The following is a 23,561-nucleotide window of genomic DNA, read 5'->3' on the forward strand; positions in this document are numbered from 1 at the left end:
CATAAGAAGTTTATTCTGTGGTTATTGGGCTGTACCAAGGAATAAGGAGTTAAAGGTATGTTTTTTAGTAGTAATACCACCCACTTTACATTGTATGTGGATGGATTAGATGATGATCAAAATAGCAATAAACCTGTCGATCAGATAACCCCCAAAAAAAATAATGCCAACTCAACTGTACCTATGAATTCAAGTAGTGATACTAGTACAAATAGTATGGCTGGTTTTACTGATGCGCTATCAGGTATAGGTGATAAACTCTCTTCCTTATCAGGCGGTCTAAAAAGCCTTGATCCGTTTACTGCCTTAAAACAAGCCAACGAACTAAAAACCTCCTTAAACAGCCTAAGCAACAACACCAATGATGATGAAAAACCTAAAAGTGCAGTGGATCGTTTACAGATATTATCCTTTACAGGTGTAGAAGGCATTTCCACCCCCTATGCGTTTGAATTGGTACTAGTCAACGAACATATCCGTTTTGATATTACACAGTTACTGAGCAAACCTGTCTTTTTAGCCTTTACTCCTGATGGACGTTCAGGTGCTGGAATCAATGGTATCGTACAAAGTGTTAAACGTGGCCCTATTAGCCAACACTATGGCATCTTCTCCATCATCATTACCCCACGTTTTACCAACCTAATGCGTCGTACTAACCAACGTAAATTTATAGGCAAAACAGTACCAGAAATTATCTCCACCATACTTAATGATCATGGTATGCAAGAAGGGGCAGAAACAGGTTTTGAATTCAAACTCAAAGAAACCTATCCAGCCAGAGACTTCTGTGTTCAATATGACGAAACTGATTACCACTTTGTCTCGCGCCTTTGTCAAGAAGAAGGTATCGCTTACCATTTTCAACACAGTAGCAACAGCCACAAAATGATCTTTACTGATGCCATGCCATTCTTTCCCAGCATAGCTGAAGCCGTTAAATTTATGAATGACACAGGCATGGTAGCTGATACTCAGGCTTTAAAATATTTTGATGTTTCCTTAGCCTCTCGTACTCAAACTGCTACATGGCGTGACTACAACTTCACCAACATGAAAATCCCTGAAGGAGCTAGTGAAGGTAAACAAAGTACAAAAGGTAATCAAGCCACTGAACCTAACCTAGAACATTACGATTATCCCAGTTCAGGAATGGACAAAGCCAGAAATGAACAATTAGCAAAAATCCAAATCGAACGACTAAGAACAGACCACCTAACAGCAGAAGGTTATTCAGATCGCAGTGACTTCCATGCAGGCTACTACATTAGTATAGACGACCATCCTAGTTTAGACACCATGGATGCAGACAAGCCTTGGTTGATTACCCAGATCAAACACAAAGCATACCAACCACAAGTACTAGAAGCATTTGGCAGTGTCACCTCAGCACAAAACACCATGCCCAGCCAACTGCACAAATACCTAGATATAGATACAGAGCTACAATTTCCAGCAGATAACCAGCAACAAGGCTACTTCAACGTATTCAACGCTATTCCTCAAGAAGTGCCTTACCGACCAGCCCTAAGACACCTAAAACCAAAAGTACTGGGTAGTCAAACAGCTATAGTAACAGGCGCAGCAGGTGAAGAGATCTACTGTGATGAATACGGTCGAGTAAAAGTACAATTCCACTGGGACCGTGAAGGAACAATGGACGAAAACTCCAGCCACTGGATCAGAGTAGCCAGCAACTGGGCGCATGATGGATATGGTACAGTGGTTATACCTAGAGTAGGCATGGAAGTAATGATCAACTTCCTAGAAGGAGACCCAGACCAACCGCTTATTACAGGTGCAGTTCATAATGGAATTAACAAAGTCCCTTACGATCTACCTGCTAATAAGACCAGAAGCGTCTTCAAAACAAGCTCATCAAAAGGCGGAGTTGGTTCTAATGAACTAAGGATAGAAGACAAAGCAGGGCAAGAACAAATCTTTGTGCAAGCACAAAAAGACTTTGATCAGCTAACTAAAAATAACCATACCGTACAAGTTAACAACAACAGCCACCTACAGGTTCAAAACGAACACTCAGAAACCATTGTAAAAAATAGATACACCAAAAATGAAAGTGAAGAACATCACCTGACTCAATTAGATCGTAAAACTCAAATCCTCATGAACGATCATAAAACTGTGGGTATGAGTGAACACGAAACTATAGGAACTATCAAAACTACAGAAGCAGGTATGGAGATTCACTTAAAGAGTGGCTTACAAACAGTAATAGATGGAGGATTAAGTTTAACCTTAAAAGCAGGGGGGCAACATATTGTATTAAACCCTGCAGGAATATGGATGACCATGCCTGTATGGACGGGTGGGGTGCCTATGGAGGGTACACCAGCCACACCACTTTCTCCACTTGGTAAAATTAAAACACTTTCACCTGTTCAAGTAGGGACCTTTAAAAAGAATGCGCCTTTCTGCTTGGAGTGTATGCTTAACTCAATGGGGATTTGTACAACAGACTTTTCAAATAAAACCACACCTGATGGAGTACTAGATGGTAGTAAATTACCTACATCTAGTAGCTCTATGACCACTGGAATAGTTGGTGGAGGTTTTGCTGGTGGTCTGAGTGCCGCCTCTGGCATGTCTGATATCAGTAGTTTAGGAGTAAATGATTTAGCAAGTTTAACAAATAGTAATAACTTAGGTTTAGATAACCTAAGTAATTTCACCAATATGAGTTCACAACTAATAGCAGATAATCCACTAACTAGCGGTTTACAACAAGCACAAAATATCTACAACCAAGCTAGTCAAGTAAAACAAATCATAGATAATCCAATAACAGCGATTAGCTCACAAACAGATAGTTTATTAGCAGAAAACATACCAACAGACGCTTTACAGTCAGCAACACCTGACTTATTAAAAACAACAACAGCTACTAATAAAACTAATACCTCACTTAACCCAACAGATTTTATAACAGGTATAAATGGTAAGGGAGGGAATAACGTATGATTTCCATCAAACAGTGGTTAGCTCTCATACCAGAGGATCTAACTATTTATACCCTACTAGGTAGTGTAAGTGATGCAAAACCTGTTGCAGCCTATTTTCAAAAAACAGGGCAAATTAACCTTACTGCTCTATGGCAAGAAACGCCATATGCAAGTTGGTTTGAGGCAATGCCCTATATAGCTCCTATTGACAGAAATAGTCCTTTTCTGGAATGGGTAGACAGTACCAAAGCCCAAGATTGGGGTTGGTTAGCGGCATCACCATATGATCCAGACACTATAAGACAACATTTAAAAGGTCTAACTAAAGTACTTATGCCAGATGGTATAGATGCATTTTTTAGATATTGGGATGGTAGACACCTTTATCCTATTTTAGATAATCTCAAAGAGCAAGCTGGCGAAGTAATCCCTGTATTTAGTCACTATTTTATCAATAAACAAGCGATTGAAGTACAAATACCTAAAAAATTGCCAGAACTTAAAGAATATCCTTGGTGGAAAGTAGATCAACAGCTGATGGATAAGTTATTAAAAGAAGATAGTTCAGAATCTATAGCTCAATTATTAAGTTTATTGAAAGAAAATGATCCAGATTTATATCATCAGTATCATGAGCATAATTTGTTTATGAAAGCACAACTTTTATTAGAAGAGAATAGTTTTAATGTAGAGACTATTTATGATGATTTTAAGGAATCTATTTTAGGAGAAGGGTTCAATGGGTAAGATAATAACTCCAAATTTTTTTGCATTACATTTTTGGGGTGCAAAATACTCTTATGAAAAACCTGATTTTATATCAACAATGATTAACTATAGGTTTGTCATTAACCAATACAAAGCACAAGCTACGGGTAAGTGGAGTTCTTATTTATTCGAAACTAATCAAAAAATTGTAGCTAATAACAGAGATGTTACTACACAAGCTATGAGTAAAAAAAAGGAAATAACACAATATGCGCAATGCGATAAAAATGGAATATTAAAAGTTGCACACTTTTTTCAAACGGCAAGTAATGTACCTATATCTGATACGCCTATTAAAATAAGGTTAACAAAAAAAGTAACAAAAGCATCAATGGGTAAGCAGGGAGACCTTCTTTATTTTGAGCTTTCAGAGCAGGTTCCTGTAACGGGAGCAAATGCACAGACCTTTGAGGCTATAACAGATAAAAATGGTATTGCTACTTTTTCAAACTGTAATCCTAACGCTGATTATCAAATAATAGTTTCTCCGAATGTAACTCAAAAAGATGTTAATAATTTATATAACTCTTATAGGCCTATTGTTGAAGTATTAGCCAGCTGGTTAGTAACTGAGTGGGGAGCAAATCAAAACGATGCTCAACAATTAACAAATGCCCTATTTAAGTTAAATAGGAATTTTACAGAGAAAGATGCTCAAGCAGCAAAAGTTGTTCCTGAACAATACACTAAGATAACAATTTTGGCAAAAGAGTTAACAAAGAAGAATACTTACTTTGATCGTTTTGAGAAAAAATGGGATAAGTTTATAAAATTATCACCTACTGACCAACAGAAACTATTAAAGCAAGCAAAACTTGCAGGTATAGGTAAGGCATTTACTAGTATTTGGGAGCAAATTGTTGGTTTATGGGATTTATTTGCTAATTTCAAACAAAATGCCGAAGAAATTAAAAAGTTTTTTGGCGATTTAACAATGGAACAAATAAATGCTTGTGCTGAAAAACTTTATCTTATTTTAAACGACAAAGGATTATTGTATATATTATGTACTACACTAGGTGTTTGGTTTGAATTACTTCCTATTCAGGATGAGGCCTTTTTAAGTACATCTATTGTTGCTGAAATAGTGATTAGTTTGGTTGGGGGGGCGGCTCTAAAAGCAGCAGGGGTGACAACTAAAGCAGCAGGAGCCACTAAAAAATTAGTTAAAAAAGCTAGTACAAAAATACAATTACCTTTAGATAGATTAGTTATTTCATTTTCTGATGCGATTGATATGGCACTTAATAAAAAGCAAATGGAAAAACATCTAAAAAATTATAAAATTGTGGCAACTCAGGGCATTACAAAATCAGATAATATTCAAAAAGTTCTTAAAGTTGGAGATAAAACACATAATAATGTTGTACCTGTAGCTAGGACACCAGGGAAAAGTAATATCTCCCAACAAAAATCTACAAGTAATAAAAAAACAGCGCAAAATAAGGATCAAACGAATAAGCCACAGCAATCAGCTAGTTGTACTATAACAGGTGGCTGTCCTGTCTCTATGGTAACAGGAGAAGAGTTACTCACTCTAACTGATGGTGTATTATCAGGATTATTACCTTTTGAATGGAAACGTCTTTATCGAACAAGTGGTGCAGAAATTAATAATGGTCTTGGGTATGGTTGGTCTCATAGCTTATCCCATTATTTAATATTTGAAAAAGATAAAATATTATGGGTTAATGATGAAAATCTGATAACTACTTTGCCATTACCAACTGACGAATTGCCTGATGGTGTAAACCCAGTGGCTGAAGCTGCTATTTATTTGGGTGATCATGAAAATGAATATGTTTTAGCTAGAACTGATGGTCAAGGATACTATCATTTTTCGCGTACTCAGAGTGGTGCTCAACTAGACTACATTAGTGATCCATATGATAATCGATTAGTTATAAATCGTGATTTAACAGGAAAGATTCGTCGAATTCATAACAATGCAGGTAGAGCTTTGTTGCTATGTTATAAGGACAAGCTATTAATAAATATAGATTATCAACAGCAAATAGCTGCAGCAACTGAAGAAGCATCTTGGCAAACAATACAAACATTAGTAAGTTATGAATATAACCATAACCTTCAGCTTATCAAGGCAACCAATGCAGTAGGTGATTCTGAAACCTATAAATATAATGAGTTAAATGTTATTCAAGAGAGGCGTTTAGCTGGAGGCACCGCTTTTTATTGGGAATGGGAAAACCAAGGTAAACATTCTCGTTGTTTACGCCATTGGAATAATATTGGACAGGAGCAACGTTATCAATGGGATGATAATGGAACGGTTATAGTTACCAATGAAAATAGTACCCAAGAAATTTATACTCATGATACTGAAACAGCTAAATTATTAAAACAAATTGATCCTAATGGAGCAGAAACGCTTAAAAGTTATGATGATGAAGGACGTCTTATATTAGAAAAGTCGCCTCTAGGTGCAGAAACAATTTATCAGTATGACGATAGTGGTCAATTGGTACATATGGTACCTGCAGAGGGTGAGTCTATACATTACTTTTATGAAAATGGGTTTGTGAAAAAAACCATTCAAGGACAAGCAGAGTGGCAATATAAACATAATGAACAAGGGGATATATTACAACAAATAGATCCTTTAGGTTATATTACTAGCTATCAATATACTACAACTGGAAAGTTACAAAAAATAGACTATCCAGATGGTAGTACACATACCTTTAGTTGGAATAAGTTAGGGCAACTTATAGAGGAAAAAACACCACAAGGAGGCATCCGTCGGTATCGTTATGACAGTTTGGGTCATCAGATTATTCGTCAAGATGAGACAGGCAAAGTAACTCAGATAGAATACGATGCGATAGGTCGTATTATTAAAGTTATACTTCCTAATGGTGCACAAAAACAATATCAATACAATGCATTTGGTAAAGTAACTCAAATGCAAGATGAGCAAGGGCGTAGTACTCGTTATGAGTATACACCTAATACCCATTTGATGAGTTGTAAAATCAATCCTGATGGTAGTAATGTTCAGTATCGTTATAACACTCAACTTAACTTAACAGAAATCATTAATGAACAAAATGAACACTATTATTTACACTATAATGAAGCTGGACTTGTAAGCCATGAGGTTGGATTTGATGGTAGGAAAACAAGTTATCAATATGATTTACTAGGAAATCTAATCGCTAAAATAGAGTATGATGACCAAGGTAAACAATATACTACACAATTTACTCGTTCCTTAACGGGCAAATTACTTGTCAAAAAGTTAGCTGATGGTAGAGAGTTCTATGCGGATTATGATGAAAATGGGCGTCTTATTAGTTTAACAGACGGCTATTGGCCTATTAACTTTGAATATGATCTTGCAGGTAAGCTTATTGCAGAACATCAAGGCTGGGCAACTATTCGATATAAATATAATGCGTTAGGTCTTGTTACTCAGTACAAATTACCTGATGGTAATATTCTAGACTATCACTATAGCCGAGGTGGGCAGCTTCAACAAATAGATCTGAACCAACAGCAACTGACAAAACATTATTACAGTTTAGGTCAAGAAATAGAAAGACAACAAGGTAATCTAACAAGTTTCTATGACTATGACGAACGAGGTCAGTTAAAGGCGCATTTTATTAACTTGCAAAATAAACAGCTATACCAACGTCAGTACCAATATGCGGTTAATGGCAATCTATTAACTATACAAGACTCTTATAAGGGAAATAGACAATTCTATTATGATCCATTGGATAGGTTAGTGCAGGTACGGGGTAATATTACAGAAAGTCTAATACATGATCCAGCTGGTAATTTGCTGGCTCAGGAGCAAATAAAGTCTAATTCTAGTCAAATCAAGGGAAATAGACTGTTACTTCAAGGTGATAAACATTTTAAATATGATAGTTTTGGTAATCTAATTGAAGAAAAACGTGGTAAAGAACAAAGCCTTGTTACCCAATACTACTATGATTGTTTACATCAATTGACCAAAGCAGTAATGCCGAATGGAACAATTGCAGAGTATCAGTATGATGTTTATGGTCGCAGGATAAGAAAAACAATTACAGACAAAATAGGAGCTAAAACCAAAACAGATTATATCTGGATGGGAGACAATATAATTGCCGAAAGAAGTAAAGAGCATTACCAGAGTTATTTATATGAAAAAGATACACATAAACCGTTGGCATTATTAAGAGGTAAAGGAAAAGAGGCACAAATTTATTTCTATCAATTAGACCATTTGGGCACGCCTCAAGAACTAACAGCATTTAGTGGTAAAATAGCTTGGTCTGCTAGTTATAAAGCTTATGGTAATTTAGCACAATTAGAGATTAGTGAAATTGATAATCCATTAAGATTTCAAGGCCAGTATTTTGATCAGGAAACAGGGTTACATTATAACTATTATCGATACTATAACCCTAATATAGGACGCTATATAACGCCTGACCCTATTAAACTGGCAGGAGGTTTGAATAGCTACCAATATACCAATAATCCTATTAATGAAATAGATCCTTTAGGATTGGTAGTATGCCCAAGATCTACAACAGTTAAAACAGATACTGCTACAGGAGCTAAATTTCTTGATGATATTGATGATCACTTAGTGTCTGGGCATGGGTATAATCCGAAAGTTACCCAACACGCTGGTGGTATTAAAGGTACTCATAATATGGAGAGCTTTGAAAAAGTAATAGCACAAGAAGACTTGGTTGTAATAAAAAAGAAAAAAGTGGCTAATGGTATTTACGAAGTTACATATGCGAAAAAAAGTAAATATGGCTCAGGAAAAAATGCTGGTAAATATATGCTTGATGCTGATGGTAATATAAAAGTTAATGAGTTTAGGAATCCAAAAACAGTATATGATTCTAAAATACATTCTGATGAAAAAATAAAACAATCTGGAAAGGTTGCAGCATTTAGAGGATATCAGAAAGCTGTTAATGATGCTAAAAAAGCTGGAAAAGAACAGTTTACCTATCGTGAAAAAGAAAATGGAATACTATTTGAAATTGCCATGGATTTAGATAAAGCGTCAGGTAACTGGATAATTAAAAGCTATTATCCAGTAGGGTAAGCTAAATTGGAGTTAAGTTATGAGTGAAAATATAGAGAACCATTATCAAAACCTAGATATTAAATTTGTTAACGAATCAAACTCTGTATATCAAGACGATATAGAGTTTATAAAACATATTTGTTCGGGATGCTTAGAAGGAGATGAGACAGAAAAAAATTTAATAGAATTTATGTCTTGTTTTTTAGTTGGAATTCATCCAGGTAGCCATTTATTTGATTGCAGTATTACCATAGGTTGTATGGCTACTGCTGACTTTATATATGAAGATGGCTTTATTGAGTATGACTTAATACGTGGTCCTTATGGTATAAATATTGTAGCATTTGAGGATGAAAAAAATTGTTTAGTCCTTGAGGAAAACTTAGCAATTAAAGAAATAATAAAGATCATTAGAGAAATTTATAAAGCACGAGTGTCAGCTTGTGAGTCGCCATCATTTATAGAGGCGTACATGGAATTGGTTCGTATGTTTAAGTTGGAGAAAGAATATGTCTAGATATATAGGTGTTGGAGGGGTAATTCGCTCTGGTATGTTTAATATAATAGGTTATAACATATTATGGAATTGTTTAAAAATGATTTATGTTATAAATAAAACAGATATACAATTGAAAAAATTGTTAGAAACTACATTAAATAGTAATGATTTTATAGCAGAAGAAGCAGTAATATACTTTTATAATTTGCCTGATGAAATAAAAGATGACTATTATGATTTTAAGCATGGAGATTTATCTAATAAAATTATTTTCCAATATGCTAACAATAAGATTGCGGTAGATAAAGCAATAGGTGCAGATTCGATTGCTAATTTCTGTATGCGACATGCAGAGAATAAAGAAACCTTACGTCCTTTATATAATCAAATCCGAGAGAAGTTTAATATCACTTACCCACATATAGTATAAAGCATATATTGACAGTATTTATGGGTAAATATACCCTTATAGAATAGGATAAAATAAAGTGAAGAATTTAATTTCATTATTTATTGTACTTATTGCTCTATGTGGGATTAATCATGCTGAAACTGCTTCTTTTAATATTGATAGTGAAGAATCTGCAAGAAGTTATCTACATTTTTTTGAAAAAAAAGCAAATGAGCAAATCCACACACATTCAATGTCAAATGTTAATGCGGTAATATTTGATCAGAAAGATACTTTGACTATACAACTCATCTTTGATAAAAATGAGGAAGAGCTTTCTAAAATACAAAATGCATTAGAGTTAGATAACAATATAAACTGTGATACTTCAAAATATTCAGTATTTCACTATGGAAGTGGTCTAAGTGTTACGATAAATCCATATCTTCAAAAAACTTTAAATTATGGGTTCAATATTAGATTTGAAATTATTTCTAATAAAACAATGCTCCCTATCGGAAATATCCTTATTAATGAAGATGAATGTCATAAGGCTTTTAGATAAGTGAGGGTAGTTTACCTCAAGAAGTTAAGCCAACACACATAGTTGTGGATAAAATAACATGGTAAGAAAAAAAGCCTTGAATCAATAAATAGTATGCCTAAACACCATGTAACATCACCATTTAATAGTAAAATATTATCTAAGCACAATCTATTAAATAACAGGTGATAATAATTGGGTAATGGATAATTCTAACAAGTGTTCAAAAGAGTCAGCTTAATTTTTTATCTGTCTTTTTATAATTTGTTAGCACTTATCTAAAAGAGATCTATTAATAAAATTTTGTTAGATAAGCTATTTATAATAATACCAGATTCATCAGGATAAAATATGTTGAAAAAGATTCCTATTCAAATATGTTACTGGATGTAAAACAGATATTTATTTAGAAAAGAATGTAAGTCAGACTTAATCTAGCAGATACTTATATAAAATGGGGTACTGTACGATCAGGTCTTAACTATTCCAATTAATGAGATATTGGTTGCTGCATTGTTCAAGTATATGTTTTTTGATTGTTCTGTGTTTTAATTGTAGTTGAGTTATCTCTTATTGAGATAACTGATATCTAAGATAGTTCAGTTAAGCATCAGTTTTTATAACTTACATGCTCGGACCAGTTTACTTTTAATTTTTCCATGCTGAAAATAAGATAAGGCTTGTTTTACTATTGTGCGATCAATAGCAATATAAGTATAAAACTCAGTGATATTAATTTTTCCAATATTTTTGCTTTCTAAGTTAGCATCTTTGGTTAATGCACCGAGTACATCACCAGGTCTTACTTTATTTTTACGACCAATCGTCAAACACAATGTTTGCATATTGGGTATTACAATGTTTGTGGGATCAATAGTTAAATTAGGTAATGATTTCCAGTTAAGCTTGAAATTTAATTCTTTTTCAATGGCATTAGCTCTAACAACCTCACTTGTTGCGACTAAGGTGATAGCTATCCCCTTTGCTCCAGCTCTTCCTGTTCGGCCAATCCTATGGACATACACCTCAGGATCGGGTGTGATTTGGTAATTAATGACAACGTCTAGCTCTTTAATGTCTAAGCCCCGAGCAGCAACATCTGTTGCTACCAAAATAGCACAGCTTTTATTAGCAAATTGAAATAATACCTGTTCTCGCTCACGCTGCTCTAAATCACCATGTAATGCGATAGCACTATAGCCTAGCCCATTCAAGTAGGACTCAACGTCTTGACAAGCTACCTTTGTGTTACAAAAAACAATGGTTGATTCACAAGGGTTCAGATTAATCATTTTGGCTAATGCTTGATCACGTTGATGGTTTTCAATTTCATAAAAATATTGCTCAATCTCATTATGTGGTTCTTCTGTAGAGATCATCACGGGCGAGTTCTGAATCTTTTTACTCATCGCCATGATGCTATCAGGATAAGTAGCAGAGAAAAGGAGCGTTTGACGAGAGGTTGGTGATGCAGCCAGTATGCTACTAATATCTTCTTCAAAACCCATTTCAAGCATTCTGTCGGCTTCATCAAGAACTAGTGTATTTAATTGCTTTAAATTTAAAGTCTGCCGTTCTAGATGATCGACTAATCTTCCTGGTGTTCCGACTACAATATGTGCGCCATGCTCTAAAGAACCTATCTGTGGTCCTACAGGAACACCTCCACACAGCGTTAACACTTTGACATTACTCATAAGACGAGCTAAGCGACGAATCTCATTGGCAACCTGATCAGCTAATTCGCGGGTTGGGCAAATAACAAGCGCTTGTGTGGAGAATTGTTTAACATTCAGTTTAGATAATAAGGCTAAACCAAATGCAACGGTTTTTCCACTGCCTGTTTTGGCTTTAGCTATCACATCTTTGCCCGCCAGAGCTAATGGCAACGTTTGCTCTTGAACGAGAGTCATGGAAGTAAATTCCATTAACGCTAAATTATCTAATAAGGTTTGTTTTAAAGGTAAGGATGAAAATGATTTCACAAGGGCTCTTTGTTATAACAAGTAGTTAAATAAGCTTTTATCATACCTGATTAAAAACATAATTACTTTAATTATGCTGCAACATAGTTGCTCTCTATATTGTTCCCAAGCCTCCCTCATTTCCTTATGATAATTATAACGCTGATAAATGCGCTTAAATTTATTTTCTTCAGTATGATTTAAGCAACGCTCAGCCACTTCAGGTAATACAACCAATTATATAGAAGAAAATAAAAGTTATAGTGCAAGCAATTTTACTCTTTATAGTAAACCAGTACTTGAACACATTAGTGAGCTTTTTTGATGGTTATATGACTTATTTTAAGAGCATAAAAATTTATTTTGGCTTTTATACTGTAAGAAATATTGGAAAAGAGAAAAAGTCAGTATTAGATGATGGTGAAGAATGGAAAGAGGATTTAGAAAAGATATCTAAGGAAGATCCATCTTCTTGGTAATCAATTTTAAAAGGGTTTAACAGCCCTTTTTTATTGGCAAGATAATAACGTAATAGTTGAATCAAGTAAGCCAACAGCAGAAGCTTTAAATGCTCAACGTGCGCTCGATAAAATTTTAATTCTTGAATAGGGAGTGGAATCATGGCAAAAACAGGCGTTTTTATAAATAGCGAATGTTATTTAATTAACTCTAATCTTGTCAAAATTTTTTGAAGAAACAAAAAAGTATTTTTCAGAAAATGAAATGGAGCTAGAGAATATTCCAGAAATTTTTGAATATTTGCAGGCTTGGTTTATTGCTTCAGGTATAGATTTAGACAGTTTAAATAAAACGAGTTTCAACATACGTTAATCTCTATGAGAGGAGTAACAATTGGATTTGGAGAAAGGTGAGAGTTATAGAGGTTGGAAACTATAATACTACTTTTGTGTGTTATATTCATTTAAATATGATGGTTATTGTGTTAGTTAGTATGCTTTATACTGTTTCCTTTAAAATCTAACAATATAATTAATTTAAGAGAATTTAGTTAAAATTTAAAAAAGAGAAATAATTTTATGATTATAAAATGTAATAAATTGTACAAGCATGACAAAAAATGTCACTTCTTTTCATTTTATTCGTAAAATATAAAATTAATAAGAATAGCGATATAAAGATAAGGCAAATAATTATTTTATAAGATATTGAATTTAAATAATATTTTTGTTTTTTTAGTTCTTTTCCTAAAGTTGGCATACTATGTGCTTGTTTATAGTCAGTCAGAGGGTATGTATATTTGCTATAACTCCCTTGATCTAAACTAAAATATATTGGAGAAACAACATGAGAACTATGCAAAAAGGTTTTACTTTAATCGAATTAATGATCGTAATTGCAATTATCGGTATTCTAGCTGCGATTGCTATCCCAGCATACCAAGATTACATTGGTCGTGCTCAAATGGCTGAAGCTTTAAGCTTAGCTTCTGGTCAAAAAGGTGCAATAGCTGAATACTATAGTTCAAATAATCAGTGTCCAAAAAACAATACTTCAACTACAGCAGGTGGTATTGCTTCACCTTCTAAAATCGCTGGTAAATATGTATTATCAGTAACTACTGGTGATGCTAGTGGTGGTACTATTACACTTGGTTCTGCTACAATTACTCCTGTATGTCAAATTGATGCTAAAATGAGAAATACTGGTGTTAATGGTGATATCGCTGGTGGTACTTTATCATTAAAAATGGGTGTAACTTCAGGTGCTTTCCAATGGGGTTGTAGCTCAGCTGATATCGACGATAAATACTTACCATCTACTTGCCAAAAATAATTAAATTTTTGGTTAGAGTTATAAAAAAACCCTGTTTTACAGGGTTTTTTTATTAAATATTTTATTGTATTTGTTGGTAGTTAAGTGTTTTATATAATGGTTCTTAATTGTAGATAAATTGATTTGGGGGCTACAATGAAATCACAACAAGGTTTTACATTAATGGAATTAATGATAGTAATAGCCATTATAGGAATTTTAGCTGCGATTGCTATCCCTGTTTATCAAGATTATATTGGTCGTGCTCAAATGGCTGAGGCATTAAGTTTAGTATCAGGTCAAAAAGCCTCTGTAGCAGAATATTATAGTGCTAAGAATCTTTGTCCAGAAAATAGTACTTCAAATAATGCTGGCGGTATTGCTAAGCCTTCGGAAATTTCTGGTAAATATGTGCTATCTGTTACAGTAAAAGAGGATAAAACTCAAACTATTATGCTTGGTAGCAATGGCATACAATCAATATGTGGTGTTGTGGCAAAAATGCGTTCTACAGGCGTTAATGGTAATCTTGTTGGTAGTGAATTAGGATTATATATGGCAGTGACATCAGGTTCTTTTCAATGGGGTTGCATAAGTAATGCTTTAAAGCAATATTTGCCTGCCTCTTGTCAGAACTAATTTTTATAGCCCTGCTTATGCAGGGTTTATTGCCAATTTAATATTAGTTCTTCTTGCCAAGCTATTCTAACAAAATGTCTATCCATAATATCGATGACTTCTTGTAGGTCAGTTTGATTATTAGCTTCTGCTTTTAGTTTTAATCCATCCATAACTTTTTCTATATAACCTTTTCCTATCTTAAAATTTATTTCACCATGGTTTTCATCATAGTTAACTATAACTTTGTGAGCAAAATGTTTGCATAGTCTATTGATGTATTTTGATGGAGTTGATGTTTCTACATAAGCTTCTGCTATCATATTAAACCTATATTTATTGATTTTTATATGAATTAGTATATAAAAAAACCTCAACTAACGTTGAGGTTTTTTGAAAATAAATATTATTCTCAATTAGAACAATACACGACAGCGAATAGTACCTTTTACTTGTTGTAATTTTTCTTGAGCAAGTTCGGATGATTTTGCATCTAAGTCAATGACTACATAACCCACTTTTTCATTGGTTTGTAGGTACTGGCCACAAACGTTAATGCCATTATCAGAGAATACTTTATTAATTTCGCTCATAACACCTGGAATATTTTGATGAACATGTAGTATACGGTGAATATCTGGATGAGAAGGCAAAGCAACTTCTGGGAAATTTACAGCAGTAATAGATGAACCATTATCACTGTATTTAATTAACTTTTCAGCTACTTCTACGCCAATATTTTTCTGAGCTTCCATCGTTGAACCACCAATATGAGGGGTTAAGATAACATTATCTAAACCACGCAATGGGCTTTGGAATTCATCTTTATTGCTACGAGGTTCTACTGGGAATACATCTATGGCAGCACCGCTTAGATGGTTATCTTTTATGGCATCTGCTAACGCATCAATCTCTACCACTGTACCACGTGAAGCATTAATTAAAATGCTACCTTGTTTCATTTGGCGTATTTCTTTTTCACCAATCATCCATTTAGTAGAGGGTAGCTCTGGAACGTGTAGGGTTACAATATCAGCAGTGGCTAATAATTCTTGTAAGGTATCAGTTGGTTTAGCGTTACCTAGAGATAATTTGTTAACTACATCGTAGAAGATTACATTCATTCCTAACCCTTCAGCTAGAATTGAAAGCTGTGTACCAATAGAACCATAGCCTATAATACCAAGGGTTTTTCCTCTAATTTCAAAGGAGTTAGTAGCTGATTTTAACCAACCACCACGATGACAAACCATATTCTTTTCTGGAATACCACGTAGTAATAAAATAGCTTCAGCTAATACTAACTCTGCTACTGAGCGAGTATTTGAGTAGGGGGCATTAAATACTACAATGCCACGCTCACAAGCGGCTTGTAAGTCAACTTGGTTAGTACCAATACAGAAACAGCCAACAGCGATAAGTTTTTTAGCACAATCAAAAACTTCAGCTGTTAAATGGGTACGGGAGCGGATGCCAATAAAGTGTGCATCAGCAATTTTTTCTTTTAGTTCTTCTTCCGGTAGTGAGCCTGAGATCGCCTCGATATTCTCATAGCCTGCTGCTTTTAAGGTATCAATAGCAGATTGATGAATACCTTCTAGAAGAAGAAATTTAATTTTGCTTTTGTCTAAAGAAGTTTTGCTCATTGCTCTATGTCCGCTTTTAAATAAAAATCAGAAATAATATCTGTTATCTCTTAAAATTTTAACAATTAAGAGTACGCTAAAATTAGCTATCTATGCTAGCATATTCTAATTCATTCTAGTGTGTTAGAACTGGATATTTTATCAAGTTCTGTATGAATTTTTTGTGAGATTAAATAAAAATGACCAATGATGCTCTTCTAGAATCATTAAAACAATTAGTAGAACCCAGTAAAGTATTAACAGATAAAGATTCTTTAGAAAACTATGGCAAGGATTGGACACGAATTTATACACCTAATCCGTTGGCTATCGTTTTTCCAAAAACTATTGAAGAAGTACAAGCTATTGTGCGCTGGGCTAATCAACATAAAATAGGCTTAGTCCCTTCTGGTGGTCGTACAGGACTTTCAGGTGCAGCAGTAGCTAATAATCAAGAGGTGGTCGTTGCCTTTGATTATATGAATAAAATTCTAGATTTTAATGCTATTGATCGTGAAGTTGTGTGTCAGCCTGGTTTGGTTACTAAGCAGTTACAAACTTTTGCAGAAGAGCAAGGATTATATTACCCAGTAGACTTTGCCTCTAGTGGCTCTAGCCAAATCGGTGGCAATATAGGAACTAATGCGGGCGGTATTAAAGTAATCCGTTATGGTATGACTAGAAACTGGGTGGCTGGTTTAAAAGTAGTTACAGGTAAAGGTGATTTATTAGACCTCAATAAAGGGCTAATTAAAAATGCCACAGGTTATGATTTTCGTAATTTATTTATTGGTGCAGAGGGTACCTTAGGTTTTGTGGTAGAAGCTACCATTAAATTGGAGCGTAAACCTAGTAATTTAACAGTGTTAGTGTTAGGTACACCAGATTTTGACTCTATTATGCCTGTATTACATGCTTTCCAAAGTAAGTTAGATTTAACTGCTTTTGAGTTTTTCTCAGATAAATGTTTGGCGAAGATTTTGGATCGTGGTGATATTCCAGCACCTTTTGATAGTCGTTATCCTTTCTATGCATTAATTGAGTTTGAAGCCATTACTGAACATGTTAGGGATGAAGCAATGGCTGTGTTTGAGCATTGTGTAGAACAAGGTTGGGTATTAGATGGGGTAATTAGCCAAAGTGAACAGCAATTACAAAACCTATGGCGCCTGCGTGAAGATATTTCAGAAACGATTGCTCCGTTTACCCCCTATAAAAATGATTTGTCAGTAACGGTTAGTCAAGTGCCTGCTTTTTTAGCGGATATTGATAATATTGTAAAAGCCGATTACCCAGATTTTGATGTGCTTTGGTATGGTCATATTGGGGATGGTAACCTGCATTTAAATATTTTAAAACCAGCTAATTTGGATAAGGAAGATTTCTTTGCTAAATGCGCAGTGGTGAATACTAAAGTCTTTGAGGTGGTAGAAAAATACAATGGTTCAGTTTCTGCTGAACATGGGGTTGGGTTGGTTAAACGTGACTATTTAGAGTATAGCCGTTCTGCAACTGAAATTGATTATATGCGTGCAGTAAAAGCAGTATTTGATCCTAATAATATTATGAATCCAGGTAAGATATTTAAATAGTTTATCTTTAAGCTACCTTATATAACCGCTATAAGGTAGCTATAGCTGATTATCTTACATAGATAATTTCTGGGCCGTCCTCATCATCTTCATCCCAATCATCCATATCGTCAGTGTCATCATCACTCGCTTTTAAACCACTACGACGTAATGCTCTAGCATCATCTAAACCTTGTAAGTGAGCGCGTGTTTCATCTTCAATACGTTGGTCGAGGTCTTTAAGATAATCTGCGTATTCAGGATCTTCTTCTATACGCAAAGTGCGTTCATCTAAATAACGCATAACTGCTTGTGCAAGTGATTCTGTACCTTCTCGTTCACTAGCAGAAATAATATAAACAGGGCCTTGCCATTGTAGTTTTTCTACAATAGCTTGTTTCACTTCTTGTTGTTCATCTTCTAATAATTGATCTGCTTTGTTCAGAATTAACCAACGATCACGTTCTACTAGTGATGGGCTAAACTTTTCTAATTCATTTAGAATAGTAACAGCCGCATCAGCAGGATCACTACCATCCAACGGTAACATATCCACTAGGTGTAATAGTAAGCGGGTACGGGTTAAGTGTTTTAAGAAACGTGTACCTAAGCCACTACCATCTGACGCACCCTCAATTAGTCCAGGAATATCAGCGATCACGAAGCTTTTAAAGCTGCCAACACTCACTACGCCTAGATTAGGCACAATGGTAGTAAAAGGATAGTCTGCTACTTTGGCTTTTGCCGCAGAGACGCTACGAATAAAGGTACTTTTGCCTGCATTAGGTAAGCCTAATAAACCTACATCAGCAATCACTTTAAGTTCTAATTTCAGATCACGAGCTTCACCAGGTTTGCCAGGCGTAGTTTGGCGTGGCGCACGGTTAGTACTGGATTTAAAACGAGTATTACCTAAACCATGCCAACCACCTTGCGCCACCATTAAGCGTTGACCTTCTTTAGTTAAGTCGCCAATGATTTCTTGGGTATTAGCATCAATAATGGTTGTGCCAATGGGAACTGGTAAAATAAGGTCATCACCTTTAGCGCCCGTACAATCAGTGCTACCACCATTTTGACCACGCTGTGCTTGGAAGCGACGGGTATAGCGATAGTCAACCAAGGTGTTCAGGTTAGCAGCGGCCTCTAGATAGACAGAGCCACCATCACCACCATCGCCACCGTTGGGGCCGCCTTTCTCAATAAATTTTTCTCGTCTAAAACTCATGCAACCATTACCGCCATCACCAGCTTGTACATGAATAGATACTTCATCAACAAATTTCATAAATTACCTTCGTCTCGCGACGGATTTTTAATTAGCCTGATTGTTAGTTTAATTAGTTATGGAGGGTTTGCAAGTTAGAAGAGAAATTTTCTTGAGTTAAAGACAAAAAAACCCTGCCATAGACAGGGTTTTTTCTAAATAGTGAGATTATGCAGCAACAATGCTTACATAACGACGGCCAAATTGACCTTTCACTTCAAACTTAACAACACCATCTACTTTAGCAAATAAAGTATGGTCTTTACCAATACCAACACCATAACCTGGGTGGAATTGAGTACCACGTTGACGAACAAGGATGTTACCTGCTTTTACAGTTTGTCCACCAAATAATTTAACACCTAGTCGTTTGGATTCGGAATCACGACCGTTGCGGGTAGAACCGCCAGCTTTCTTATGTGCCATGAGTTATATACTCCTCAAAAAGGTCTTAGGCAGAAATACCAGTAATCTTGATTTCAGTGTACCATTGACGGTGACCCTGACGTTTCATATGGTGTTTACGACGACGGAATTTGATAATTCTGATTTTGTCGTGACGACCTTGGCTGATTACTTCAGCTGTAACTTTAGCGCCTTCTACTACAGGAGCGCCAATATTAATTTGTTCACCATTAGCAACTAAAAGTACTTTATCAATAGTGATAGTTTCACCAGTAGGAACTTCTAGTTTTTCAACTTTAAGGTATTCACCTTCAGCGACTTTGTATTGTTTGCCGCCAGTTACAATTACTGCATACATTTAAAATAATCTCCGTTAGTCCTGCTCACCCGACGCTTTATCATCAGTATAATTGGTCTGGCATGGCTGCTAGGTGCTGGAAAACACTAAGCTATTGCGTGACAGGTAGTTACCTGAGGGAATTCAGGGGTTAGGATTTTACTCTGCTTATTATAACTAAGCAAGTGGATTTATAAAATATTATGGTTTTATTGTATAGATAACGATGCAAGTATAGGTCTTTTTTGAGAAAAGATTACAATTCAATTAAAATACACAAAGTAGATGTTTATAAAATTTACTTTATATCAGAGAGTATATTATGAAATCTAATCAACTTAACTAAGCATAGACGAGTTATGTATATAGAAAATAAAGAGGGGTTAATTGATGGGACTGATGCTTGCATAGGTTGGGTGAGTTTTTCAAAAACAGGCAAAACAATTTACTATAAGGGTAAAACATTCATTAGTAACAAGGGTAAAGGGGTACGAGGAAATTTTAGGGATCTTGAAACAGGTGAGGAGTATTGGATATCAGGTGTTAAAAAAAGTGGTTCAAATATACACTCCAGCGAATCTATCAGTTCAATTATGATTGATCAAGATGTTCAAGATGAATACAGACGTATCAAAAATTTATAATAGTAGCTACTTATAATCATTACTTTATTTTCGATGAAATCTGTTCTTTTATTTTTCTTAAAATGAACACATGGTTTTAAAAAAATTATTACGAGCGCGCGTAAATTAAATGAAGGCTTATCTAATATAGAGGATAAAGGTGTTTTGTAAAAAGCTAATCAATATATTTATCTAGCATAAATGCTTGACACTTATTAGTTGCCCACCTAGCATTACGCACAATATTTTTAAGGAATAGATAGAGTGACTGTTCAATCTAAAACTCAAAGCTTTTACCAAGTTATTGCCGAAGATTTTGCTAGGGTAGATGATATTATCCGTAAACAATTAGTGTCGGATGTTCCTTTAGTTGAACAAATTGCAGAGTATATTATCTCGGCTGGTGGTAAACGCTTACGTCCTCTATTAGTGTTATTAGCAGGTAATGCAGTTGGTAAAAAAGGAGATGACCTTTGTTTATTGGCTGGGCTTATTGAGTTTATTCATACTTCTACCTTACTGCATGATGATGTGGTTGATGCTTCTGGTTTACGTAGAGGTCGTTCAACAGCTAACGCTATTTGGGGTAATGCGCCTAGTGTATTAGTAGGTGACTTTTTATATACCCGTGCTTTTGAAATGATGGTGAAATTAGATTCCATGCATATTATGCAGGTGATTTCCCATGCTACCCGTATTATTGCGGAAGGTGAGGTATTACAGTTATCCCGCGTACGTGATGCTAGCACTACGGAAGAAATCTATATGCAAGTCATCCGTGGTAAAACAGCGATGTTATTTGAAGCGGCTACCCATAGTGCAGGCGTGTTAGCGAAAGCTACTCCTGAACAATGTGAAGCTTTACGTTGTTTTGGTGATGCATTAGGTATTGCTTTTCAATTAGTAGATGATTTGTTGGATTACCGTGGCAGTACGGATGATCTTGGTAAAAATGTTGGTGATGATCTCGCTGAGGGTAAACCGACCTTACCTCTTATCTATGCCATGAAGCATGGTAATGTAGAACAATCTGCAATCGTTCGTAAAGCTATTCAAAAAGGCGGAACTGATCAATTAGAGCTAATTAGTCAGATAGTGCAAGAGACAGGGGCATTAGACTATACTGCTCAATTGGCTAGAAGTTATGCTGAGAAAGCAATAGCTTATTTACAGAGTGCTATTCCTGATAGCAAATATAAAGATGCTTTAATTGAGTTAACTGAATTTTCTGTTGCTAGGACTTATTAATAGCTATTTAGAGTAAATCAAAGAACTTAGCCTGTATAGGAAAATATAAATCTAAAGTCATTGCCTTGTGTATTAGTAAAGAAATAGAACTTTTCATCTATATCGCTTACTGTGTGAAAATAATATCAATATATGTTCCATAAAACTGTAATAGCTATTTTTTGTTTGTTTAAGTAGTAAGGCTATTGGTTTATTTGGATCCTTATTTGGTGATCTTTATCGCTCTTCCAAAATAACTAAGATTGTTGTTTTGTTATTGTTGGAGGTTTGAAAATTCTATATCTAGTAATTAAAAATATATCTTCTATCAATTGAACGTCATTGTTGAAGTTTGCGTTATCTCAATTTTAGGATAAATAATTCAAATACCCCTTGTTTTAAATACAAATGATAATTATTATCATTTTAAATGGTATGTTAAATGAGGTGATTTATGATTTATCTAGTAGATGCTTGGTTAGAATGTGCACATCCTAGTCTACGTATTTTGAATAAAAATACGGGTGAAGTTTGTCTTACATTGAATGAGCAAGAAGTTATTAGCTATCAAGAGCAGGGCATATTTGATGTGGCAAGTTTGTTTTCAACCAATCAAGAAGTGATCCAGGAGCTTACTAATGACCTGTTTATAGCTAAACATATAGTATATAAATTGTAACAAAATATTTATATATTGAGATATGTGGATGGTATGCAAATAAACCAAGAGTTCTTATGGTCATTGTCTAAGCTATCCTGAACACTATTGAGTTAGTCAATTTAAAACGATATTAATGATTGACAGTAAGGCTAACTCCTCGTAGAATTGCGCCTCTTTTCAGTGGGCATAGTCCGCCTGCTGAAAGTTATTAAGAGTCTGAGGTCAACATGCAAAACCAACAAATTCGTATTCGGTTAAAGGCATTTGATCACCGCTTGATCGATCAATCAACTCAGGAAATCGTAGATACTGCGAAACGTACTGGGGCTCAAGTTCGTGGTCCAATACCATTACCAACTCGTAAAGAGAGATTTACTGTATTGATTTCTCCGCACGTTAATAAAGACGCGCGTGATCAATATGAAATTCGTACTCATAAAAGAGTATTAGATATCGTGCAACCAACTGATAAAACAGTTGATGCATTAATGAAGCTTGATCTTGCAGCTGGTGTAGAAGTGCAAATCAGCCTCGGCTAAGGCATTGCTTTAGTCGTGTAACGCTCTGAAATGGGCGGCCATAGCGGGTGAAAGCCCCGTACACTTATAGAGGTATATATATGACAATTGGTGTTATCGGTCGTAAATGCGGTATGACTCGCATTTTTACCGAAGAAGGTATCTCGATTCCGGTTACTGTTATTGAAGTTGAACCAAATCGTGTTACTCAATTCAAATCAGAAGAAACTGATGGCTACCGTGCTGTACAGGTTACAGTGGGTGAGCGTCGTACTTCTCGTGTTTCAAAACCACAAGCTGGTCACTTTGCAAAAGCTAAAGTAGCTGCTGGTCGTGGCGTTTTAGAATTCCGTTTAGAAGATGGCGAATACCAAGCTGGTGACGAACTTAAAGTTGATATGTTCGAAGCTGGTCAAATGGTTGACGTAACTGGTCAATCTAAGGGTAAAGGATTTGCTGGTACTATTAAACGTTGGAATTTCCGCGGTCAAGACAATACACATGGTAACTCAGTGTCTCACCGTGTACCAGGCTCTATCGGTCAGTGTCAGACTCCTGGTCGTGTTTTCAAAGGCAAGAAAATGTCTGGTCATTTAGGTGCTGAGCGCGTAACTGTGCAGTCCCTACAAATCGTTCGTGTTGACGTTGAGCGCAACTTACTATTAGTAAAAGGAGCTGTTCCTGGTGCTACTGGTAGTGATGTGATTGTACGTCCTGCTGTTAAAGCTCGCGGTTAAGGGGGAATAAA

21 protein-coding genes are annotated in these 23,561 nt (G+C 35.3%); 15 read left to right on the forward strand and 6 right to left on the reverse strand.

Annotated elements, in window-relative coordinates:
* Nucleotides 1–57: 57 nt before the first annotated feature.
* Genes tssI through MTZ49_RS04760 form a run of 6 tightly spaced genes read left to right on the forward strand, consistent with a single transcriptional unit; the run spans nucleotide 58 to nucleotide 10,245 of the window.
* Nucleotides 58–2,979 (forward strand): type VI secretion system tip protein TssI/VgrG, encoded by a 2,922-nt coding sequence (gene tssI, locus MTZ49_RS04735; protein WP_264747241.1) that lies wholly within the window; start codon nucleotides 58–60, stop codon nucleotides 2,977–2,979.
* Nucleotides 2,976–3,707 carry a DUF4123 domain-containing protein gene (locus MTZ49_RS04740; RefSeq protein ID WP_264747242.1) on the forward strand — a complete coding sequence of 244 codons (732 nt, stop codon included), beginning with the start codon at nucleotides 2,976–2,978 and terminating at the stop codon, nucleotides 3,705–3,707. Before tssI ends, MTZ49_RS04740 begins: the two co-directional genes overlap by 4 nt.
* Entirely contained in the window at nucleotides 3,700–8,808 is a 5,109-nt protein-coding gene (locus MTZ49_RS04745) for an RHS repeat-associated core domain-containing protein (RefSeq protein ID WP_264747243.1), read from the forward strand. The genes MTZ49_RS04740 and MTZ49_RS04745 overlap by 8 nt, the downstream gene beginning before the upstream one ends.
* Before the next feature lie 19 nt (nucleotides 8,809–8,827).
* On the forward strand, nucleotides 8,828–9,307 hold the full coding sequence (locus tag MTZ49_RS04750; RefSeq protein WP_264747244.1) for a hypothetical protein: 480 nt from the start codon (nucleotides 8,828–8,830) through the stop codon (nucleotides 9,305–9,307).
* Complete coding sequence (locus MTZ49_RS04755; RefSeq protein ID WP_264747245.1) at nucleotides 9,300–9,719, forward strand: hypothetical protein; 420 nt, start codon at nucleotides 9,300–9,302, stop codon at nucleotides 9,717–9,719. Before MTZ49_RS04750 ends, MTZ49_RS04755 begins: the two co-directional genes overlap by 8 nt.
* Before the next feature lie 58 nt (nucleotides 9,720–9,777).
* Nucleotides 9,778–10,245 carry a hypothetical protein gene (locus MTZ49_RS04760; RefSeq protein ID WP_264747246.1) on the forward strand — a complete coding sequence of 156 codons (468 nt, stop codon included), beginning with the start codon at nucleotides 9,778–9,780 and terminating at the stop codon, nucleotides 10,243–10,245.
* Nucleotides 10,246–10,841: 596 nt separating this feature from the next.
* Here the strand turns inward: MTZ49_RS04760 and dbpA are convergent.
* Entirely contained in the window at nucleotides 10,842–12,209 is a 1,368-nt protein-coding gene (gene dbpA / locus MTZ49_RS04765; protein ID WP_264747247.1) for an ATP-dependent RNA helicase DbpA, read from the reverse strand.
* A 242-nt stretch (nucleotides 12,210–12,451) separates the two neighbouring features.
* Here dbpA and MTZ49_RS04775 point away from each other — a divergent pair, with 242 nt between their 5' ends.
* The 3 genes from MTZ49_RS04775 to MTZ49_RS04795 all read left to right on the forward strand — a co-directional run bounded on the left by MTZ49_RS04775 (nucleotide 12,452) and on the right by MTZ49_RS04795 (nucleotide 14,600).
* Entirely contained in the window at nucleotides 12,452–12,667 is a 216-nt protein-coding gene (locus MTZ49_RS04775; protein ID WP_264747248.1) for a hypothetical protein, read from the forward strand.
* Nucleotides 12,668–13,493: 826 nt separating this feature from the next.
* Nucleotides 13,494–13,982: a pilin gene (locus MTZ49_RS04785; protein WP_319804744.1), complete on the forward strand. Its 489-nt coding sequence runs from the start codon at nucleotides 13,494–13,496 to the stop codon at nucleotides 13,980–13,982.
* Nucleotides 13,983–14,117: 135 nt separating this feature from the next.
* Nucleotides 14,118–14,600 carry a pilin gene (locus tag MTZ49_RS04795; protein ID WP_319804745.1) on the forward strand — a complete coding sequence of 161 codons (483 nt, stop codon included), beginning with the start codon at nucleotides 14,118–14,120 and terminating at the stop codon, nucleotides 14,598–14,600.
* Nucleotides 14,601–14,626: 26 nt separating this feature from the next.
* Here the strand turns inward: MTZ49_RS04795 and MTZ49_RS04800 are convergent, their stop codons facing one another.
* Both MTZ49_RS04800 and serA read right to left on the reverse strand, forming a co-directional pair.
* Nucleotides 14,627–14,902, reverse strand: a complete 276-nt coding sequence (locus MTZ49_RS04800; RefSeq protein ID WP_264747249.1) for a DUF2218 domain-containing protein — start codon at nucleotides 14,900–14,902, stop codon at nucleotides 14,627–14,629.
* Nucleotides 14,903–14,995: 93 nt separating this feature from the next.
* On the reverse strand, nucleotides 14,996–16,225 hold the full coding sequence (gene serA, locus MTZ49_RS04805) for a phosphoglycerate dehydrogenase (protein WP_264747250.1): 1,230 nt from the start codon (nucleotides 16,223–16,225) through the stop codon (nucleotides 14,996–14,998).
* Between the two features lie 179 nt (nucleotides 16,226–16,404).
* On the opposite strand from serA, the gene MTZ49_RS04810 reads away from it, so the two are divergent.
* The gene (locus MTZ49_RS04810) at nucleotides 16,405–17,796 is read left to right on the forward strand and encodes an FAD-binding oxidoreductase (RefSeq protein ID WP_264747251.1); all 1,392 of its coding nucleotides are present in this window, start codon (nucleotides 16,405–16,407) and stop codon (nucleotides 17,794–17,796) included.
* Between the two features lie 49 nt (nucleotides 17,797–17,845).
* Here the strand turns inward: MTZ49_RS04810 and cgtA are convergent, their stop codons facing one another.
* The 3 genes from cgtA to rplU all read right to left on the reverse strand — a co-directional run bounded on the left by cgtA (nucleotide 17,846) and on the right by rplU (nucleotide 19,805).
* The gene (cgtA, locus tag MTZ49_RS04815; RefSeq protein WP_264747252.1) at nucleotides 17,846–19,063 is read right to left on the reverse strand and encodes an Obg family GTPase CgtA; all 1,218 of its coding nucleotides are present in this window, start codon (nucleotides 19,061–19,063) and stop codon (nucleotides 17,846–17,848) included.
* A 147-nt stretch (nucleotides 19,064–19,210) separates the two neighbouring features.
* Entirely contained in the window at nucleotides 19,211–19,468 is a 258-nt protein-coding gene (gene rpmA, locus MTZ49_RS04820; protein WP_201092238.1) for a 50S ribosomal protein L27, read from the reverse strand.
* 25 nt (nucleotides 19,469–19,493) lie between these two features.
* Nucleotides 19,494–19,805, reverse strand: coding sequence for a 50S ribosomal protein L21 (rplU, locus tag MTZ49_RS04825; protein ID WP_264747253.1), 312 nt, complete (start codon nucleotides 19,803–19,805; stop codon nucleotides 19,494–19,496).
* 338 nt (nucleotides 19,806–20,143) lie between these two features.
* Here rplU and MTZ49_RS04830 point away from each other — a divergent pair, with 338 nt between their 5' ends.
* The 5 genes from MTZ49_RS04830 to rplC all read left to right on the forward strand — a co-directional run bounded on the left by MTZ49_RS04830 (nucleotide 20,144) and on the right by rplC (nucleotide 23,550).
* Nucleotides 20,144–20,428 carry a hypothetical protein gene (locus tag MTZ49_RS04830; protein ID WP_264747254.1) on the forward strand — a complete coding sequence of 95 codons (285 nt, stop codon included), beginning with the start codon at nucleotides 20,144–20,146 and terminating at the stop codon, nucleotides 20,426–20,428.
* Nucleotides 20,429–20,671: 243 nt separating this feature from the next.
* Complete coding sequence (locus tag MTZ49_RS04835; protein ID WP_264747255.1) at nucleotides 20,672–21,655, forward strand: polyprenyl synthetase family protein; 984 nt, start codon at nucleotides 20,672–20,674, stop codon at nucleotides 21,653–21,655.
* 433 nt (nucleotides 21,656–22,088) lie between these two features.
* On the forward strand, nucleotides 22,089–22,313 hold the full coding sequence (locus tag MTZ49_RS04840; protein ID WP_264747256.1) for a hypothetical protein: 225 nt from the start codon (nucleotides 22,089–22,091) through the stop codon (nucleotides 22,311–22,313).
* 209 nt (nucleotides 22,314–22,522) lie between these two features.
* Nucleotides 22,523–22,834, forward strand: a complete 312-nt coding sequence (rpsJ, locus tag MTZ49_RS04845; protein ID WP_044501102.1) for a 30S ribosomal protein S10 — start codon at nucleotides 22,523–22,525, stop codon at nucleotides 22,832–22,834.
* A gap of 80 nt (nucleotides 22,835–22,914) precedes the next feature.
* Complete coding sequence (rplC, locus tag MTZ49_RS04850) at nucleotides 22,915–23,550, forward strand: 50S ribosomal protein L3 (protein WP_201092232.1); 636 nt, start codon at nucleotides 22,915–22,917, stop codon at nucleotides 23,548–23,550.
* Nucleotides 23,551–23,561: the final 11 nt, after the last annotated feature.

Source organism: Entomomonas sp. E2T0 (assembly GCF_025985425.1).
In the GTDB taxonomy this organism is placed as follows: Bacteria; Pseudomonadota; Gammaproteobacteria; order Pseudomonadales; family Pseudomonadaceae; genus Entomomonas.